Raw genomic sequence first — 17,340 nt, forward strand, 5'->3', positions numbered from 1 at the left:
ATGTTCAAATATATCGGCGACATCGTTAAAGGCACCGGCACCCAGCTGCGCAGCCTGGTGATGGTGTTCTCCCACGGGTTCCGCAAGCGCGATACCCTGCAATACCCCGAAGAGCCCGTGTACCTGCCGCCGCGCTACCGCGGCCGCATCGTCCTGACCCGCGACCCCGACGGCGAGGAGCGCTGCGTGGCGTGCAACCTCTGCGCGGTGGCCTGCCCGGTTGGCTGCATCTCGCTGCAGAAGGCCGAGACCGAGGACGGCCGCTGGTATCCGGAGTTCTTCCGCATCAACTTCTCGCGCTGCATCTTCTGCGGCCTGTGCGAGGAAGCGTGCCCGACCACCGCGATCCAGCTGACTCCGGATTTCGAAATGGCCGAGTTCAAGCGTCAGGACCTGGTGTACGAGAAGGAAGACCTCCTGATCTCCGGCCCCGGCAAGAACCCTGACTACAACTTCTACCGTGTTGCGGGTATGGCGATCGCTGGCAAGCCTAAGGGCGCTGCACAGAACGAAGCCGAGCCGATCAACGTGAAGAGCTTGCTCCCATAAGGACAGAAAGATGGAATTCGCTTTCTACTTCGCATCCGGGATCGCCGTGGTTTCCACCCTTCGGGTGGTGACCGGCACCAACCCCGTGCACGCCCTGCTCTACCTGATCATTTCCCTGATCTCCGTGGCGATGATCTTCTTCTCCCTGGGTGCGCCGTTTGCCGGCGCCCTGGAAGTAATCGCCTATGCTGGCGCCATCATGGTGCTGTTCGTCTTCGTGGTGATGATGCTCAACCTCGGGCCGGCTTCGGTCGCGCAGGAGCGTGGCTGGCTCAAGCCGGGTATCTGGGCAGGGCCCGTGTTCCTGGCCGCCCTGCTGCTGCTTGAGCTGCTGTACGTGCTGTTCGCCGAGCCAAGCGGCGCGGCCATCAGCGGTACTACCGTGGACGCCAAGGCCGTGGGCATCAGCCTGTTCGGTCCTTACCTGCTGGTGGTCGAACTGGCTTCGATGCTGCTGCTGGCCGCGGCCGTCACCGCCTTCCACCTGGGCCGCAACGAGGCGAAGGAGTAAATCATGGGTGCTATCCCTCTCGAGCATGGGCTGGCGGTCGCCGGCATCCTGTTCTGCTTAGGTCTGGTTGGCCTGATGGTCCGCCGCAACATCCTCTTCGTGCTCATGAGTCTGGAAGTCATGATGAACGCCGCTGCCCTGGCGTTCATCGTCGCCGGCGCCCGTTGGGTTCAACCCGACGGTCAGGTGATGTTCATTCTGGTGATCAGCCTGGCAGCCGCCGAGGCCAGCATTGGCCTGGCGATCCTGCTGCAGCTGTATCGCCGCTTCCACACTCTCGACATCGATGCTGCCAGTGAGATGCGCGGATGAACCTTATCTTCCTGACTTTCGTCTTCCCCCTGATCGGCTTCCTGCTGCTGTCGTTCTCGCGCGGGCGGTTCTCGGAGAACCTGTCCGCGCTGATCGGCGTCGGTTCCGTCGGCCTGTCGGCCGCCGTGGCCGCCTATGTGATCTGGCAATTCAATGTCGCGCCGCCTGAAGGCGGTGCGTACAGCCAGCTGCTGTGGCAGTGGATGTCGGTGGACGGCTTTGCGCCGAACTTCACCCTGTACGTGGATGGTCTGTCGATCACCATGCTCGGCGTGGTCACCGGCGTGGGCTTCCTGATCCACCTGTTCGCGTCCTGGTACATGCGTGGCGAAGCCGGTTACTCGCGCTTCTTCTCGTACACCAACCTGTTCATCGCCAGCATGTTGTTCCTGGTGCTGGGCGACAACCTGCTGTTCATTTACTTCGGCTGGGAAGGTGTGGGCCTGTGCTCCTACCTGTTGATCGGTTTCTACTACAGTAATCGCAACAACGGTAACGCTGCACTGAAGGCCTTCATCGTCACCCGTATCGGCGACGTGTTCATGGCCATCGGCCTGTTCATCCTGTTCGCCCAGCTGGGCACTCTGAACGTCCAGGAACTGCTGGTGCTGGCACCGCAGAAGTTCCAGGCAGGCGATACCTGGATGGTGCTGGCGACCCTGATGCTGCTCGGCGGCGCCGTCGGTAAATCGGCCCAACTGCCACTGCAGACCTGGCTCGCCGATGCGATGGCCGGTCCGACTCCGGTCTCCGCGCTGATCCACGCCGCAACCATGGTGACCGCGGGCGTCTACCTGATCGCCCGTACCCACGGCCTGTTCCTTCTGGCGCCGGACATCCTGCACCTGGTGGGTATCGTCGGTGGCGTGACCCTGGTCCTGGCCGGCTTCGCCGCGCTGGTCCAGACCGACATCAAGCGTATCCTCGCCTACTCGACCATGAGCCAGATCGGCTACATGTTCCTGGCCTTGGGCGTCGGTGCCTGGGAAGGCGCGATCTTCCACCTGATGACCCACGCCTTCTTCAAGGCCCTGCTGTTCCTTGCCTCCGGTGCGGTCATCGTTGCCTGCCACCATGAGCAGAACATCTTCAAGATGGGTGGCCTGTGGAAGAAGCTGCCGCTGGCCTACGCCAGCTTCGTGGTCGGTGGTGCCGCCCTGGCCGCCCTGCCGATCCTGACCGCGGGCTTCTACTCCAAGGACGAGATCCTCTGGGAAGCCTTCGCCAGCGGCCATACCGGCCTGTTGTACGCTGGCCTGGTCGGTGCGTTCATGACCTCGCTGTACACCTTCCGCCTGATCTTCATCGCCTTCCACGGCGAAGCGAAGACCGAAGCCCACGCCGGCCACGGTATCTCCCACTGGCTGCCACTGGGTGTGCTGATCGTGCTGTCGACCTTCGTCGGCGCCTGGATCCACCCGCCTCTGGCGGGTGTACTGCCACAGAGCGTCGGTCATGCAGGTGGCGAAGCCCAGCACTCGCTTGAAATCGTCTCTGGCGCCATCGCCATCGCCGGTATCCTGCTGGCTGCGGTGCTGTTCCTGGGCAAACGCACCCTGGTCAGCGCGATCGCCAACAGCGGCATCGGTCGCGTCCTGTCGGCTTGGTGGTTCGCCGCCTGGGGCTTCGACTGGATCTACGACAAGCTGTTCGTCAAACCTTATCTGCTGATCAGCCACATCCTGCGCAAGGATCCGGTTGACCGCAGCATCGGCCTGATTCCTCGGATGGCTCGCGGCGGTCACGTCGCCATGAGCAAGACCGAAACCGGCCAGCTGCGCTGGTACACCGCCTCGATCGCCGTGGGTGCCGTTCTGGTACTCGGCGCCGTGGTAGTGGCCGCGGTATGACTATGAACCTTGCGACTTTGCGAAAGGAAACGAACCCGTCATGATTCTGCCTTGGCTGATCCTGATCCCCTTCATCGGCGGCCTCCTGTGCTGGCTGGGTGAGCGCTTCGGCGCCACCCTGCCCCGCTGGATCGCGCTGCTGACCATGTCCCTGCTGCTTGGCATCGGCCTGTGGCTGTGGGCTAACGGCGACTACACCCTGGCCCCTGCCCCGGGCGCGGAACCGGCCTGGACCCTCGAATACAAAGTCGAGTGGATCAAGCGCTTCGGCATCAGCATTCACCTGGCCCTCGATGGCCTGTCGCTGCTGATGATCCTGCTCACCGGCCTGCTGGGTGTGCTTTCGGTCCTGTGCTCCTGGAAAGAGATCCAGCGCCACGTCGGCTTCTTCCACCTCAACCTGATGTGGATCCTGGGCGGTGTGGTCGGTGTGTTCCTGGCCCTGGACCTGTTCCTGTTCTTCTTCTTCTGGGAAATGATGCTGGTGCCGATGTACTTCCTCATCGCGCTCTGGGGTCACAGCTCCGCCGACGGCAAGAAGACCCGGATCTACGCTGCCACCAAGTTCTTCATCTTCACCCAGGCCAGCGGCCTGATCATGCTGGTGGCGATCCTTGGCCTGGTACTGGTGAACTACAACAGCACCGGCGTCATCACCTTCAACTACAGCGACCTGCTCAAGGCCGAACTGCCAGCCGGTACCGAGTACCTGCTGATGCTGGGCTTCTTCATCGCCTTCGCCGTGAAGCTGCCGGTGGTGCCGTTCCACTCCTGGCTGCCTGACGCTCACGCCCAGGCACCGACCGCAGGCTCCGTGGACCTGGCCGGTATCTTGCTGAAGACTGCGGCCTACGGCCTGCTGCGCTTCGCCCTGCCGCTGTTCCCGAACGCTTCGGCCGAGTTCGCGCCAATCGCCATGACCCTGGGCCTGATCGGTATCTTCTACGGGGCCTTCCTGGCCTTCGCGCAAACCGACATCAAGCGCCTGGTGGCCTTCTCCAGCGTCTCGCACATGGGCTTCGTGCTGATCGGCATCTATTCCGGCAGCCAGCAAGCACTGCAGGGCGCGGTGATCCAGATGCTGGCCCACGGTCTGTCGGCCGCGGCGCTGTTCATCCTGGCCGGCCAGCTGTACGAGCGCATGCATACCCGTGACATGCGCGAAATGGGCGGCCTGTGGAACCGCATCGCCTATCTTCCTGCCATCAGCCTGTTCTTCGCCGCCGCCTCCCTGGGCCTGCCAGGTACCGGCAACTTCGTCGGTGAGTTCCTGATCCTGATCGGCAGCTTCGTCCATGTACCCTGGATCACCGTGATCGCCACCACTGGCTTGGTCTTTGGCTCGGTCTACTCGCTGATCATGATCCACCGCGCCTACTTCGGTCCGGCCAAGTCCGACACCGTACTGGCCGGCATGGACGGTCGCGAACTGGTCATGGTCCTGGGCCTGGCCGGCCTGCTGATCCTGCTCGGCGTGTACCCGCAGCCGTTCCTGGACACCTCTGCCGCCACCATGAGCGGTGTGCAGCAGTGGATCGGTTCCGCTTTCACTCAACTCGCTTCGGCCCGGTAAGAGCGCTATGGAATTCACCACTCAACACTTCATCGCATTGGCGCCGATGCTCATCACCACCGTCACGACGGTGGTGGTGATGCTGGCGATCGCCTGGAAGCGCAATCACTCGCAGACCTTCCTACTGTCCACCGTGGGCCTGAACCTGGCCCTGCTGTCGATCCTGCCGGCGCTGAAGGTCGCGCCGCTGGCGGTCACCTCGCTGGTGACCATCGACAAGTTCGCCTGCCTGTACATGGCGATCATCCTGGTGGCAACCCTGGCCTGCGTCACCCTCGCCCATGCCTACTTGGGCGAAGGGTCCAAGGGCTACCCGGGCAACCGTGAAGAACTGTACTTGCTGCTGCTGATGTCCGCCCTGGGCGGCCTGGTGCTGGTCAGCGCCAACCACCTGGCTGGCCTGTTCATTGGCCTGGAACTGCTGTCGGTACCGGTCTATGGCCTGGTGGCGTATGCATTCTTCAACAAGCGTTCGCTGGAAGCCGGCATCAAGTACATGGTGCTTTCTGCGGCAGGCTCTGCCTTCCTGCTGTTCGGCATGGCCCTGCTGTACGCCGATGCCGGCAGCCTGACCTTCGACCAGATCGGCAAGGCACTGGCTGCCACCAGCATGCCGAGCCTGCTGGCCCAACTGGGCCTGGGCATGATGCTGGTGGGCCTGGCCTTCAAGCTGTCGCTGGTACCGTTCCACCTGTGGACCCCGGACGTGTACGAAGGTGCTCCGGCGCCGGTCGCCGCGTTCCTGGCCACTGCCAGCAAGGTCGCGGTCTTCGCCGTGGTCGTTCGCCTGTTCATGCTCTCCCCTGCCGCCAGCAGCGGTGTGCTGAGCACCGTACTGGCCGTGATCGCCGTCGCCTCGATCCTGATCGGCAACCTGCTGGCGTTGACCCAGAGCAACCTCAAGCGTCTGCTCGGTTACTCGTCCATCGCCCACTTCGGCTACCTGGTCATCGCTCTGGTCGCCAGCAAGGGCCTGGCCCTGGAGGCCATGGGTGTTTACCTTGTGACCTACGTCATTACCAGCCTGGGCGCCTTCGGCGTGATCACCTTGATGTCTTCGCCCTATGCCGGTCGTGATGCCGATGCCCTGTACGAGTATCGCGGCCTGTTCTGGCGCCGTCCGTACCTGACCGCGGTGCTGACCGTCATGATGCTGTCGTTGGCAGGTATCCCGCTGACCGCAGGCTTCATCGGCAAGTTCTACATCATCGCCACTGGTGTCGAGTCGCACCTGTGGTGGCTGGTCGGTGCCCTGGTCATCGGTAGCGCCATCGGCGTGTACTACTACCTGCGCGTCATGGTCACCCTGTACTTGGTAGAGCCAAACCTGCGTCGCCACGACGCTCCGCTGAAGTGGGAACAGCGCACTGGCGGCGTCATGCTGCTGGCCATCGCTATCCTCGCCTTCGTCCTGGGCGTGTACCCACAGCCTCTGTTGGAACTGGTCCAACAAGCCGGCCTGCAATTTATCGGCTGATCAATCTGCAAAAACAAAACACCCCGCACATGCGGGGTGTTTTGTTTTCTGCTCCATGTAGGCGAAGGCGGGTGTCATGCTGTGCTTGGTGTATTTTTGCCATTGCGCGCCGGCTTGCGTGTACAGCCCGGGTTGTGGGCGGCGCGCCGCAACTCACCATAGGCGCTCGGCAGGTGGACATCTGGATTTGGCATACCGCTGGGGGAGAGTTCATGGGTCATCTCGAACTGGGCACGCACCGACCAGCCGCAGGCCTCGTTGACGCATTGCAGGTAGGCGATACGGAGGAAGATATGACGCCCTTCACTGGTACGAATCCGCATTTTGCCGGTGCAATGAGGGCATACCAATTTGTAGCTGCTCACAGGCACCTCCTTTTAGGTACCCTCGCCGCGTGTAAGACACCGTGACGATCACAGTCAGTGTCCGCCCCCACCGATTTAAGACTTCTCGATAAATTCATGTTACTTACCATCCGACGCTGAGTGGAGCTTCACCCATCCATCCAGATGGGTTCGGCTCATGGGCTTACAGAAACATTTACTCGTATTGAGTACTTTCTCCGTCCTGCGATAGCCGAACCAAGCGTCCTGCCTGACTATCTTTTGCCTGAGATTTGTCCATAAGCTTGATTGATTGTTGTTGTAGGTATATAGCTGAGCAAATGTAGGCATTTTCGCTGCGATCATCATTCATACCGTTACCGATTTGTTTGGTGCTCCCAATATATTCTTATCGCATATTTTTGCCTACAGATCTCATACATAGTCCTTTTTTGGTATTCATAATGAGTACACTTTCCCTGTCTGCGATATTGCATCGAATGAAGGACCTCACCGGCGCCAGAACCGATGCCGAACTTGCCAAAGCATTGAGTATCAGCCCGCAAACCTTGAGCAGTTGGAAGATACGCGGGAGTATTCCTTACGCGTTGTGCATGGAGTTGGCGCAGAAACAAGGGGTGTCCCTCGACTGGCTGCTTCTAGGGGACGGGCAACAAAACCGAACATCCAGCGCATCCCTCCCTCAAGGGCATCCCTCTGCTTGGGAGGCGGATCTGCTCGATCAGTTGCGGGCCCTGTCGGCACTGGATCTGCAAGCCATCCGAGCGACCATCGAGGACAAGTTGCGCATCTCTCAGCTGGAACGTCGTCTCGAAGAATTGACCCATCGCCCTGTCAAGCATTGATCCCCCTGCGCTTCGCTACCGGCACCGCTCACCGTCGTTTCCCTGACCTGTTGGGCCAGGCTCCAGCGGGTCCGGGCCTCCACCAGACGCAGATAGCAAATCGAAAGTGCACGCCCCTGCTCATGACTGTCGACATCGATCAGCCGCCGATAGCCACGCTCGCGCAGGCAACGGCGCCAATCAGCGAACTCTCGCGCTGCAACCTCCATCGAGCTCCTGGCGGCGAGCTCCAATCGCGTATCGCTGACCTGCGATGACAACCCCAGTCGCTCACGCAACCGCCCAAGCTCTATCCGCGGCCAGAACGGATCGTGGTAGACCAGATAGCGCTTGGGCCGGCACTCAAATGGGACGTATGAATCCCGACTCACGGCTCGCCCTCCACTCACTGATTGTTCAGCATGCCGTAACGTATCGCCTTGATCACCGCCGCTACCCGGGTGTTCACGGCGAACTTGCGCAAGATATTGCTGACATGGAAATTGACCGTTGACTCCTTGCAGCCCACGATTTGGCCGATTTCCCAGGAGGTCTTGCCGTAGGCGCACCACAGGAGCACTTCCCGTTCTCTGGGGGTAAGGTGGATGGGCTGATCGGCGTCGACGTCAGGTACCAGTTGGCGTTGCAGGTTCATGAGGCACTCTCCTACGGTCATAAGAGCCCAAAGGCATTTACGTTTGATGTGCTTGAACCTTACGAAGCCGTCGCCGCTTGATTCCAGCGCCCAGGGTTGTAGATCGGCGTCCTACACAAAACGTCCTACATGCAGAGGGGCACTTTTTCCCCATAAAAGCGACGTGCTCTGAAGGATTTTGCGTACGTCTGACACCTGTTACCCGCCCTACTGCCCGGAGTTGTACGATGCGTCCCGTTTCACCTTTCCCTTGCGCTGTCGGCCTATGGGTCGTTGCTACCGGCCATTCGACACTGGCCGCTGCGCCTTTGGAGCTGGAGCAGGTCGTGATCGAAGGCCAGCAGCAAAGTGAGCTGGAGTCTGCCGCCCAGCGCCTACGGGAGGTCCCAGGGGCTACCAACCTCATCGACATGCAACGTGTCGAGCAAGGGCGCGTCGCCACCAACCAGGACGTGCTGGCCTATCAGCCTGGTGTCTTCGCCCAGTCGGCCGGCAACGATGGCATCAAACTGTCGATCCGCGGCTCAGGCATCAATCGCGCACCCGGTGCCCATGGCTCTGGTGTCTACACGATGTTCGACGGCCTGCCGTTGACGGGCCCAGGGGGCACGCCCTACGAGCTGTTCGAACCCCTGTGGCTGAGCCGTGCCGAAGTGCTGCGTGGCGCCAATGGCTTCGACCGGGGGGCATTGGCCCTCGGCGGCGCGATCAACTATGTGACCCACACAGGCTACGACGCTGCGCCTGCTCAAGTGCGCTATGAAGTGGGCAGTCGCGGATACGCCCATCGGCACGTGAGCTCCGGACAGGTATTGGGTGACCTGGATTACTACGTGGCCTTGACCGACGCCGAATACGATGGCTATCAGGAACACAGCAGCGGCAGCGCCAAGGGTTTCGCCGCCAACGTCGGCTATCGCTTCAATCCCAACCTGGAAACACGCTTCTACCTGCGCTACCGCGAAACAGAGAACGACCTGGCTGGACGCCTGACCAAAGAACAGGTCAAGCATGATCCACGTGCAGCCAATCCAGCCTACTTGGCCCGAGACGACAGTCGTCCGCACCCGGGTAGCACTTGGGTCGCCAACAAGACCACCTTCTACCTGGAGGATGACGCTCGCCTGGAAGCGGGACTGGTCTACCACGACTACCCGATGGACCTGCGCGAAGGCCCCATGCGTCTTAAGGTCGCCTACACCGATGTCAGCGGGACCCTCAACTATGTGCGCCGCGACACCCTGTTCGGGCATCAGAGCAACACCACCATCGGTTGGCGCACCACCAAACACTTGCCCAACAGCGGCGCCTCGCAGTTCTTCCGCGATGGCGATGTCTTCGGCCCACGCACCCGGGACTTCAGCTACCAGGGCTCGGACACCGTACTGCATGTCGGCAACGACCTGGAACTCATGCCTGACCTATGGCTGACCAGCGGCCTGGCGATGATCTATACCCGCCGCGAAAGCGATGTGACCTACCCGCAGGATGGCGGCAAGGTCAGCCAGCATGACTGGGACTATGCGCCTCGCCTGGGCTTGCGGTACGACATCAGTCCGCAAGTGCAGGTGTATGGCAACCTCAGCCGCTCCGTGGAACCTGCACACCCTTGGTCGCTGATCTGGAGCTCGACAGTCCCTACCCAGCCGATCGAAATGCAAAACCAGACCGCCACCACGCTGGAGCTGGGTGCACGGGGCGATTCGCAGCTGGGGCGTTGGGACCTGGCCTGGTACTACTCGCAGGTACGTCACGAACTGCTGGCCGTAGAAATCGTGCAAGGCGCCCTGCCCAAGGAGTTCAACGCCAGCCCCACCGTACACCAAGGCGTCGAGGCTAGCCTGGACAGCACGCTCTGGGAACAGGCCGGCATCGGCAGGGTATCCCTGCGCCAGGCCTATACCTTCAGCGACTTCCATTACCGGGACGACGACACCTTCGGCGACAACCGCCTGCCAGGCATCCCGATGCACTATTACCAGGCCGAGGTACGCTACGACTGGCCAAGCGGCTTCTATGCAGGCCTCAACACCCAGATGGCCTCCAAAGTCCAGGTCGACTACGCCAACAGCTACCATGCCGATGCCTACGCCCTGCTCGGCGCCCGCCTGGGCTGGAATGCTCCGAAGCAGGACTGGCAGACCTGGCTGGACCTGCGCAACCTGACCAACAAACGCTATGCCGCCACGGTGACGCCTGGGTATGACGATCAGGGCAAGGACAACCCACGCTCCACGCCGGGCGAAGGTTTTGCTGTCTACGCCGGCGTTTCCTACAGCTTTCTCTGAAAGGTCATGACGGCAACTGTACCTGCAACCGACTCGTGAAGATCGCCCAGCTGGACATGAATAGCGCGGCGATCAGCGGACCGATGACGAATCCGTTGAGGCCGAACACCGCCAGGCCGCCCAAGGTGGAAATCAGGATCAGGTAGTCGGGCATCTTGGTGTCCTTGCCCACCAGGATCGGGCGCAGCAGGTTGTCCACCAGGCCAATCACCAGTACCCCAAAAGCGATCAACACAATACCCGGCAGTATTGCGCCGGTGGCCAGGAAATAGACCGCCACCGGCGCCCAGACAATGCCCGCCCCCACCGCTGGCAACAACGACAGAAACGCCATCAACACGCCCCAGACCAACGCACTGGGAATGCCCAGCACCCAGAAGATAAAACCACCCAGCGCCCCTTGGGTAATGGCCACCAGCAGATTGCCCTTGACCGTGGCACGTACCACACGGCTGAACTTCAATTGCAGGCGACGCTTTTGCTGCTCGGGAAGCGGCACGGCCAGCCGTACCTTGCGCGCCAGCTCGCCGCCTTCTCGCAGGAAGAAAAACAACAGGTACAGCATGATGCCGAAGCTCACCAGAAAATCGAACGTACCCTGACCAAAGCTGAACGCCTGGCCCGCCAGGAACTGGCTGCCTTGCGTGGCCCACTTGGTGATCTTGTCCCGCAGCCCTTCCAGATCGCCCATGCCCAGGCGCTCCAAGGCGTTCTGGACGAAGGCCGGCAACAATGACTTGAAACCTTCCAGATGACCGGCGATATCCAGCTCGCCCTTCTCGATGCGCTGATACAGGCTAGCGCCCTCCTGCACCAGCAAGGTACCAATGATGATCACCGGCAAGATGGCGATCAGCAGGCACACCAGCAACGTCAAGGCTGCCGCCAGGTTGCGCCGTCCTCCCAAGCGCAGCATCAGGTCACGCTGCAACGGGGAGAACAGGATGGCAAGGATCACTGCCCAGAACACCGCACCGTAGAACGGCAGCAAGATCCACAGGAAGGCGATGGTCACCAACGCCAGGAGGACAGTCAGGGCCTTGTTCTGCAGTGCGGTCTGGTTCATGGAGTTTTCTCGCGGGGGTCATCCCTTTAGTGCCCGCCGCTTGGGCAAAAGTGCCGTTGATCCAGATCAATGTCGCATCGACGTGCTGGCTTTAGCATCCGCGCCTTTGCCCCGGTGCGCACATGACCCCTCCCGCCAAGCCCGAACTGCTGGCTCCCGCCGGCACCCTCAAGACCCTGCGCTACGCCTTCGCCTACGGTGCCGATGCGGTCTATGCTGGCCAGCCGCGCTACAGCCTGCGCGTGCGCAACAACGAATTCGACCACGCCAACCTGGCGCTGGGTATCCGCGAGGCGCATGCCTTGGGCAAGCGCTTCTACGTGGTGGTCAACATTGCGCCGCACAATGCCAAGCTCAAGACCTTCATCAAGGACCTCGCCCCGGTCATCGAGATGGCGCCCGACGCCCTGATCATGTCCGACCCTGGCTTGATCATGCTGGTTCGCCAGCACTTCCCGCAGATGCCGATCCACCTCTCGGTGCAGGCCAACACGGTGAATTGGGCCAGTGTCGAGTTCTGGAAGCAGCTCGGCCTTAGCCGGGTGATTCTCTCGCGCGAGTTGTCGCTCGAAGAGATCGAGGAAATCCGCCAGCACGTGCCCGACATGGAGCTGGAAGTGTTCGTCCACGGTGCCCTGTGCATGGCCTACTCCGGTCGCTGCCTGCTGTCTGGCTACCTGAACCGTCGAGACGCCAACCAGGGCACCTGCACCAATGCCTGCCGCTGGAAATACCAAGCCACCCCAGCCACAGAGAACGCCACCGGTGAAATCGTCCAGCAGGTCGAGCCGACCCTGGGCATCGGCGCGCCGACCGAGCAGGCGTTCCTGCTTCAGGAAAGCAACCGCCCAGGCGAAGAAATGCCAGCCTTCGAAGACGAACATGGCACCTACATCATGAATGCCAAGGACCTGCGCGCCATCCAGCACGTGGAGCGGCTCACCCGAATGGGTGTGCATTCGCTGAAGATCGAAGGCCGGACCAAGTCGCACTTCTACTGCGCCCGCGCCGTCCAGTCCTACCGTCAGGCCATCGACGATGCCGTGGCCGGACGGCCCTTCGATCGCGGCTTGATGGGCAATCTGGAGTCCCTCGCCCAACGGGGCTACACCGAAGGCTTCCTGCGACGCCATGTGCACGATGAGTACCAGAACTACCAACGCGGCAACTCGGTCTCCGAGCGCCAGCAGTTCGTGGGCGAACTGACCGGCGCACGGGTGGAGGGTCTGGCCGAGGTCAAGGTGAAGAACCGTTTTGCCGTGGGCGATCACCTGGAACTGATGACCCCGCGGGGCAACTATCATTTCGACCTGAATCACCTGCGCGACCGCCATCAACAGACCATCCAGGTGGCGCCAGGCGATGGCCATGTGGTTTACCTGCCCATTCCCGAACAAGTCTCTCTGGAATACGGGTTGCTGATGCGCGACCTGGAATTGGAGCACAAGCGCCTGACAGATCTGTAATGCTGCGTTCAGGCCGCTGACAGCTGGCGAAGGCGAACATCGTGCAGGCCGCCGGTACAGGTGGCAACCGACTGCGCTGCGCCAGAAGGCCGGTTACGCTATGCTGCGGGTCAATTCAGGGTTACGGGCCGCCCTTCCAGACCACGCTGTTCGCGCGTGTCCCAGCACATCGCGGACATGCAAGCGGCCCATCCAGACGCCAGTATCTGCCTGCGTATCTAGAGGACTATCACCATGCTGCGCAAACACCTGTTCTCCCTCGGCCTGCTGGCGATTGCCGGCCTGGCCCAGGCCGCCGAGACCATCGACGTCTACCGCGACCCCAATTGCGGCTGCTGTAAGGAATGGATCAGCCACCTGCGGGAAAATGGCTTCACGGTCAACGATCACGTCGAGCCGAACATGAGCGAGGTCAAGCAGCGCCTGGGCGTAGCCCCACGTCTTGCGTCCTGCCATACCGGAGTGATCAACGGCAAGTTCGTCGAAGGTCATGTGCCGGCCGAACAGATCCGCCTGCTCGCCAAGCGCAATGACCTCAAGGGCATCGCCGTGCCGGGCATGCCCATGGGCTCGCCCGGCATGGAGATGGGTGACCACAAGGACGCCTACCAGGTCATCGGCCTGACCCAGGAAGGCAAGGACGAAGTGCTGGCCAACTATTGATGCTCAGTCTCTGGGCGCTGTTTCTCAGCGCCTTCGGTGCCGCCACCTTGCTGCCGCTGCAATCGGAGGCGGTGCTGGTGGGGTTGCTGCTGCGCCAACCCGAAGCCTGGGCGACGTTACTGCTGGTGGCCACCCTCGGCAACGTGCTGGGCTCGATCGTCAACTGGCTGTTGGGGCGGGCCATCGAGCACCTGCGCGATCGACGTTGGTTCCCCTTCAGTGCCCATCAGCTGGAGCGCGCCCAGCAGCGTTACCGGCGCTGGGGGCAATGGTCGCTGCTGCTGAGCTGGATGCCGGTGATCGGCGACCCATTGACCTTGATCGCCGGCATCATGCGTGAACCGTTCTGGCGCTTCGTGCTGCTGGTGACCTTGGCCAAGGGCGGGCGCTACCTGGTACTGGCGATGATCACCCTCGGGTGGATGCACGGACGCTGACCGTAGTCCGACGTTGAGCCTTGCAAGAGCAGTCTCGCAGGAGAACCGCCGCCCTTACGAGCGTCCCCAGACCAACGCCTCGCTCCATCCCAACTCGGCGAAGTCATCGGCCCGAAGGCAAGCCTCCTCTTCACAGAAGAACTCGTCCAGCTGAGGCGGACGCACCGTCGTATCACTGAGCATGGCGTGCACCTGGCCACGATGATGGATCTGATGCTCGAACAGGTGCGACAGCAAGCGCAGGCGCTGTTCACGCTGCAGGCGATCCGGACGCACGATGCTCACATAACGTTGCAATTGGTCATCGCGCAGAAGCTGGCAATAGGCAATCAGCCGGTGGTCGGCCTGGGCCTGCTCGGCATGCAGGTCTGCACAGGTGGCAAAAGGCTGCTCGGGCTCGAAAAATCGCTCGCCGTCCGGGTCCGGTGCCTCCCCGCGCTGCTCGCACTCCAGCGCATGCAGGTAGAACCAGTCCACCGTCAGGAGGTGGTTGAGCGTGGCCTTGATCGAAGGAAAAAAGCTGCAACGAGGGGCGACGAACTCGTCCTGGGTCAGTTGCAGGCATGCCTTGTACAGGCGGTGGTTAGCCCAGCCATTGTTGTAGGCCTGGGTCAGCAGATGATGCGACAGCGGCTCCATGGTCGACTCCTTCAGGCGAAGCGTTGCAGTTGCATCTCCCGTAGCCGGCTCAGGGTCCGCTGGTACGGGAACGCCAGATACCCTTGAGTGTAGAGCGCTTCGAGCGGGACTTCGGCTTCCAGGTACAAGGCGACCCGACGGTCGTAGCACTCGTCGACCAGGGCGATGAAGCGACGCACGCTGTCATCCTTGGGTGCCAGCGTCGGCAAGTCGCGGTCTCCGGCCACCACTCGCTGGGCCCCATCTTCGGTGCCACGTGCAATGCGTCCCGCCCGCTGGGCACCGCCCAATGCCGGGATGCCTTGGACCAGAATCGCCGAAAAGCGGTCGCACAGCCCCATGAACTCCAGCGCCGACAAGGGTTGCTCGCACACTTCGCTGAAATGGCACCAGATCGTCTGCTCGCTGCGACGAATCACGCGGATTTGCCGCGAACCGATCGACAACGGCCGGTCAGTGGCAGGACCGTCCTGGCTCAGTTGACCGAACACAGCCCCCAGGGCCGTGGGCCGCCCGGGTTCAGCGACCCAATAGCGTTGTCGAAGGGCGCCTGGATGCAGGCGATGATCCTGCTCGCCCGCCACGTTCAGCACACGCATGTGCCGCCCGATGGCGGCGATCGCCGGCAAGAAGCGCTCACGGTTGAAACCGTCTCGGTAGAGCTGCTCCGGCGGCTGGTTTGAGGTGGCGACGATCGTCACCCCCTGGTCGAACAGGGTCTGAAACAGGCGACCTAGGATGATTGCGTCGCCAATGTCGCTGACGAACAGCTCATCGAAGCACAACACGCGAATCTCGGTCGCCAAGGCCTTGGCCAAAGCCTGCAAGGGGTCACGGGTGCCATTGAGCTGGAACAGCCGTTGGTGCACCCAGGCCATGAAGTGGTGGAAATGCTGGCGTCGGGACGGGACCTGCAGACTGCGGTGGAACTGATCCATCAGCCAGGTCTTGCCTCGCCCGACCGGGCCCCAGAGGTACACGCCTAAAGTGGGCTTGCCCAATCGCAGCGCCTCGAAACACGCCTGGAGCGCGTCCACTGCCAGAGCCTGGGCGCCGTCATGGACGAACCCATGCTCGTCGATAGCCTGGCGATAAAGGGTTTGCGGATCGAAGGACATGCCCTGACGCTCGATAAAAGAACGCATCCTACGCATTCGGGCTTGCTGGGGGCAAACGCCCGTCAGTCTTCGCTCAATCCCACCTTGAGCAGCGCCCCGTCCTTCGCATCGGTCAACACGTACAGATAACCATCCGGCCCGACCCGCACGTCTCGGATGCGCGCCTTGAGCTCACCCAGCAGGCGCTCCTCATGCACGATCTTGTCACCCTTGAGCTGCAAGCGAATCAGCTCCTGGGTAGCCAGGGCACCGATGAACAGGTTGTGGTCCCAGGCCTTGAAGGTCGGGCTGTCATAGAACGCCATGCCGCTGATGGCGGGCGACTTTTCCCAGACATGATGGGGGGGCTGGGTGCCCTCCACGTGCTGGCCCTTGGCTTCGGGGATCGGTAACAGCGAGTAGTTGATTCCATGGGTCGCGATAGGCCAGCCGTAGTTCTTGCCGGGCTCAGGGATGTTGATCTCGTCACCGCCCCGGGGCCCGTGCTCGTGAGTCCAGAGCTTGCCAGTCCAAGGGTTGAGCGCGGCACCCTGCTGGTTGCGATGGCCAAAGGACCAAATTTCGGGCCGCACATTGGCCTGACCGACGAAAGGGTTGTCCTTGGGAATTTCGCCATCCGGGAGGATACGTACGATCTTCCCTTGGAGTTTATCCAAGTCCTGAGCAGTGGCACGCTGGTTGTTCTCACCCAACGCGATAAAGAGATAGCCGTCACGGTCGAATACCAGGCGTGAGCCGAAGTGGATGCCTTCAGAGAGCTTCGGCTGCTGGCGGAAGATCACCGTGAAATGCTCCAACCGGGCGAGATCCTGGGACAGCTGCCCACGACCGACCGCGGTACCGGCCTTGCCGTCGGCGCCTTGCTCGGCATAGGAGAGGTATATCGTGCGGTCCTTGGTGAACTCGGGGGACAGCACCACATCAAGCAGTCCGCCTTGCCCCTGGGCCCAGACCACAGGCACACCGCTCAGTGGCGGACCGACCTTGCCCTCGGCACTGACCACGCGCAGGTTGCCGGGGCGCTCGGTCACCAGCATGCCCTGGCCGCCTGGCAAAAAGGCCAAGGCCCAGGGGTTGCGCAAACCTTCGGCAATCGTGCTGACCGTCAGTTCCCCCTCCTCGCTGGGCAAGCGCTGTTCAGGGGCCGCTTGGGCCAACAGGGGTATCAGGGCGAAGGTGGCCAGCCAGGTTCTACGGTTCATGCTCGGTTCCTTCCAGTGGGGCTCAGGGCGCGCGTTGGTTATCACGCGGCGGCCGAGTAGGTTCCAGGTTCGGGCTTTGCTGCTCGCGCCGCAGGTTATCGCCATTGCCTATGCCACGGTTGTCCAGCGTTGGAGGCCGGATGATCGGCTGAGTGGACGGCCCGCGGACCGGAGGTGTGGCCTGCATGCTGCCTTGGCGACTATTGGGGTTGGCGCGCTGGATCGGGCTGTTGTAGGGATTGTTGCGGTCGGCGGCAATGAGCAACGGTTCGGGGAACGGTGCGGCCGACAGTGGCAGGCTCAGCGAAAGGCCGATAACCAGAGCGGATATCGTGGGATTCATGCTCCACCTCCTATACGCAACCG

At 61.9% G+C, this 17,340-nt stretch carries 18 protein-coding genes and 1 pseudogene; 11 read left to right on the forward strand and 8 right to left on the reverse strand.

From position 1 onward, the window contains the following. From nuoI to nuoN, 6 genes are read left to right on the forward strand one after another with little or no spacing between them, the layout of a single operon-like run. Entirely contained in the window at positions 1-549 is a 549-nt protein-coding gene (gene nuoI / locus R6G97_RS18140; RefSeq protein ID WP_043209143.1) for an NADH-quinone oxidoreductase subunit NuoI, read from the forward strand. Between the two features lie 10 nt (positions 550-559). Continuing rightward, on the forward strand, positions 560-1,060 hold the full coding sequence (gene nuoJ, locus R6G97_RS18145; protein WP_043209139.1) for an NADH-quinone oxidoreductase subunit J: 501 nt from the start codon (positions 560-562) through the stop codon (positions 1,058-1,060). 3 nt (positions 1,061-1,063) lie between these two features. Next, positions 1,064-1,372 carry an NADH-quinone oxidoreductase subunit NuoK gene (gene nuoK, locus R6G97_RS18150; protein ID WP_023631349.1) on the forward strand — a complete coding sequence of 103 codons (309 nt, stop codon included), beginning with the start codon at positions 1,064-1,066 and terminating at the stop codon, positions 1,370-1,372. Then, the gene (gene nuoL, locus R6G97_RS18155) at positions 1,369-3,222 is read left to right on the forward strand and encodes an NADH-quinone oxidoreductase subunit L (protein WP_070091880.1); all 1,854 of its coding nucleotides are present in this window, start codon (positions 1,369-1,371) and stop codon (positions 3,220-3,222) included. The genes nuoK and nuoL overlap by 4 nt, the downstream gene beginning before the upstream one ends. Positions 3,223-3,262: 40 nt before the next feature. Then, entirely contained in the window at positions 3,263-4,795 is a 1,533-nt protein-coding gene (nuoM, locus tag R6G97_RS18160; RefSeq protein WP_317847317.1) for an NADH-quinone oxidoreductase subunit M, read from the forward strand. 7 nt (positions 4,796-4,802) lie between these two features. Next, positions 4,803-6,272: an NADH-quinone oxidoreductase subunit NuoN gene (gene nuoN / locus R6G97_RS18165; RefSeq protein ID WP_197853615.1), complete on the forward strand. Its 1,470-nt coding sequence runs from the start codon at positions 4,803-4,805 to the stop codon at positions 6,270-6,272. A gap of 74 nt (positions 6,273-6,346) precedes the next feature. Here nuoN and R6G97_RS18170 read toward each other — a convergent pair whose 3' ends face one another. Further along, positions 6,347-6,637 carry an ogr/Delta-like zinc finger family protein gene (locus tag R6G97_RS18170; protein ID WP_043209133.1) on the reverse strand — a complete coding sequence of 97 codons (291 nt, stop codon included), beginning with the start codon at positions 6,635-6,637 and terminating at the stop codon, positions 6,347-6,349. Positions 6,638-7,059: 422 nt separating this feature from the next. On the opposite strand from R6G97_RS18170, the gene R6G97_RS18175 reads away from it, so the two are divergent. Further along, positions 7,060-7,461: a helix-turn-helix domain-containing protein gene (locus R6G97_RS18175; protein WP_043209131.1), complete on the forward strand. Its 402-nt coding sequence runs from the start codon at positions 7,060-7,062 to the stop codon at positions 7,459-7,461. 8 nt (positions 7,462-7,469) lie between these two features. On the opposite strand, the pseudogene R6G97_RS18180 reads toward R6G97_RS18175, so the two are convergent. Continuing rightward, positions 7,470-7,784 (reverse strand): annotated as a pseudogene (locus R6G97_RS18180) (head completion/stabilization protein); the annotation flags it as partial. A gap of 62 nt (positions 7,785-7,846) precedes the next feature. After that, positions 7,847-8,095 carry a helix-turn-helix domain-containing protein gene (locus R6G97_RS18185; protein ID WP_043209129.1) on the reverse strand — a complete coding sequence of 83 codons (249 nt, stop codon included), beginning with the start codon at positions 8,093-8,095 and terminating at the stop codon, positions 7,847-7,849. Between the two features lie 227 nt (positions 8,096-8,322). Here R6G97_RS18185 and R6G97_RS18190 point away from each other — a divergent pair, with 227 nt between their 5' ends. Next, positions 8,323-10,383, forward strand: a complete 2,061-nt coding sequence (locus tag R6G97_RS18190; protein WP_317847318.1) for a TonB-dependent receptor family protein — start codon at positions 8,323-8,325, stop codon at positions 10,381-10,383. 4 nt (positions 10,384-10,387) lie between these two features. Here the strand turns inward: R6G97_RS18190 and R6G97_RS18195 are convergent, their stop codons facing one another. Continuing rightward, positions 10,388-11,449 (reverse strand): AI-2E family transporter, encoded by a 1,062-nt coding sequence (locus R6G97_RS18195; protein ID WP_102081958.1) that lies wholly within the window; start codon positions 11,447-11,449, stop codon positions 10,388-10,390. Between the two features lie 122 nt (positions 11,450-11,571). Here R6G97_RS18195 and trhP point away from each other — a divergent pair, with 122 nt between their 5' ends. The 3 genes from trhP to R6G97_RS18210 all read left to right on the forward strand — a co-directional run bounded on the left by trhP (position 11,572) and on the right by R6G97_RS18210 (position 14,015). Next, on the forward strand, positions 11,572-12,915 hold the full coding sequence (gene trhP, locus R6G97_RS18200; protein ID WP_070571833.1) for a prephenate-dependent tRNA uridine(34) hydroxylase TrhP: 1,344 nt from the start codon (positions 11,572-11,574) through the stop codon (positions 12,913-12,915). Positions 12,916-13,149: 234 nt separating this feature from the next. Next, positions 13,150-13,578 (forward strand): DUF411 domain-containing protein, encoded by a 429-nt coding sequence (locus R6G97_RS18205; protein ID WP_043209122.1) that lies wholly within the window; start codon positions 13,150-13,152, stop codon positions 13,576-13,578. Beyond that, positions 13,578-14,015 carry a YqaA family protein gene (locus R6G97_RS18210; RefSeq protein ID WP_043209121.1) on the forward strand — a complete coding sequence of 146 codons (438 nt, stop codon included), beginning with the start codon at positions 13,578-13,580 and terminating at the stop codon, positions 14,013-14,015. Before R6G97_RS18205 ends, R6G97_RS18210 begins: the two co-directional genes overlap by 1 nt. A 54-nt stretch (positions 14,016-14,069) precedes the next feature. Here the strand turns inward: R6G97_RS18210 and R6G97_RS18215 are convergent, their stop codons facing one another. From R6G97_RS18215 to R6G97_RS18230, 4 genes are all read right to left on the reverse strand, one after another. Further along, on the reverse strand, positions 14,070-14,654 hold the full coding sequence (locus R6G97_RS18215) for a DinB family protein (protein ID WP_102081956.1): 585 nt from the start codon (positions 14,652-14,654) through the stop codon (positions 14,070-14,072). An 11-nt stretch (positions 14,655-14,665) separates the two neighbouring features. Further along, entirely contained in the window at positions 14,666-15,772 is a 1,107-nt protein-coding gene (gene zapE, locus R6G97_RS18220) for a cell division protein ZapE (RefSeq protein ID WP_197853622.1), read from the reverse strand. A gap of 62 nt (positions 15,773-15,834) precedes the next feature. Further along, on the reverse strand, positions 15,835-16,974 hold the full coding sequence (locus R6G97_RS18225) for a PQQ-dependent sugar dehydrogenase (RefSeq protein ID WP_197853617.1): 1,140 nt from the start codon (positions 16,972-16,974) through the stop codon (positions 15,835-15,837). A 22-nt stretch (positions 16,975-16,996) separates the two neighbouring features. After that, the gene (locus R6G97_RS18230; RefSeq protein WP_043209110.1) at positions 16,997-17,317 is read right to left on the reverse strand and encodes a hypothetical protein; all 321 of its coding nucleotides are present in this window, start codon (positions 17,315-17,317) and stop codon (positions 16,997-16,999) included. Between the last annotated feature and the right edge of the window lie 23 nt (positions 17,318-17,340).

The sequence above is a fragment of the Pseudomonas sp. HTZ2 genome (assembly GCF_033173945.1).
GTDB lineage: Bacteria > Pseudomonadota > Gammaproteobacteria > Pseudomonadales > Pseudomonadaceae > Aquipseudomonas > Aquipseudomonas guariconensis.

Excerpts from the sequence above, each read along its gene's own strand:
- nuoI (WP_043209143.1), top strand. The coding sequence starts at position 1 with ATGTTCAAATATATCGGCGACATCGTTAAAGGCACCGGCACCCAGCTG.
- nuoJ (WP_043209139.1), top strand. The coding sequence starts at position 560 with ATGGAATTCGCTTTCTACTTCGCATCCGGGATCGCCGTGGTTTCCACC.
- nuoK (WP_023631349.1), top strand. The coding sequence starts at position 1,064 with ATGGGTGCTATCCCTCTCGAGCATGGGCTGGCGGTCGCCGGCATCCTG.
- nuoL (WP_070091880.1), top strand. The coding sequence starts at position 1,369 with ATGAACCTTATCTTCCTGACTTTCGTCTTCCCCCTGATCGGCTTCCTG.
- nuoM (WP_317847317.1), top strand. The coding sequence starts at position 3,263 with ATGATTCTGCCTTGGCTGATCCTGATCCCCTTCATCGGCGGCCTCCTG.
- nuoN (WP_197853615.1), top strand. The coding sequence starts at position 4,803 with ATGGAATTCACCACTCAACACTTCATCGCATTGGCGCCGATGCTCATC.
- R6G97_RS18175 (WP_043209131.1), top strand. The coding sequence starts at position 7,060 with ATGAGTACACTTTCCCTGTCTGCGATATTGCATCGAATGAAGGACCTC.
- R6G97_RS18185 (WP_043209129.1), bottom strand. The coding sequence starts at position 8,095 with ATGAACCTGCAACGCCAACTGGTACCTGACGTCGACGCCGATCAGCCC.
- R6G97_RS18190 (WP_317847318.1), top strand. The coding sequence starts at position 8,323 with ATGCGTCCCGTTTCACCTTTCCCTTGCGCTGTCGGCCTATGGGTCGTT.
- R6G97_RS18195 (WP_102081958.1), bottom strand. The coding sequence starts at position 11,449 with ATGAACCAGACCGCACTGCAGAACAAGGCCCTGACTGTCCTCCTGGCG.
- trhP (WP_070571833.1), top strand. The coding sequence starts at position 11,572 with ATGACCCCTCCCGCCAAGCCCGAACTGCTGGCTCCCGCCGGCACCCTC.
- R6G97_RS18205 (WP_043209122.1), top strand. The coding sequence starts at position 13,150 with ATGCTGCGCAAACACCTGTTCTCCCTCGGCCTGCTGGCGATTGCCGGC.
- R6G97_RS18210 (WP_043209121.1), top strand. The coding sequence starts at position 13,578 with ATGCTCAGTCTCTGGGCGCTGTTTCTCAGCGCCTTCGGTGCCGCCACC.
- R6G97_RS18215 (WP_102081956.1), bottom strand. The coding sequence starts at position 14,654 with ATGGAGCCGCTGTCGCATCATCTGCTGACCCAGGCCTACAACAATGGC.
- zapE (WP_197853622.1), bottom strand. The coding sequence starts at position 15,772 with ATGTCCTTCGATCCGCAAACCCTTTATCGCCAGGCTATCGACGAGCAT.
- R6G97_RS18225 (WP_197853617.1), bottom strand. The coding sequence starts at position 16,974 with ATGAACCGTAGAACCTGGCTGGCCACCTTCGCCCTGATACCCCTGTTG.
- R6G97_RS18230 (WP_043209110.1), bottom strand. The coding sequence starts at position 17,317 with ATGAATCCCACGATATCCGCTCTGGTTATCGGCCTTTCGCTGAGCCTG.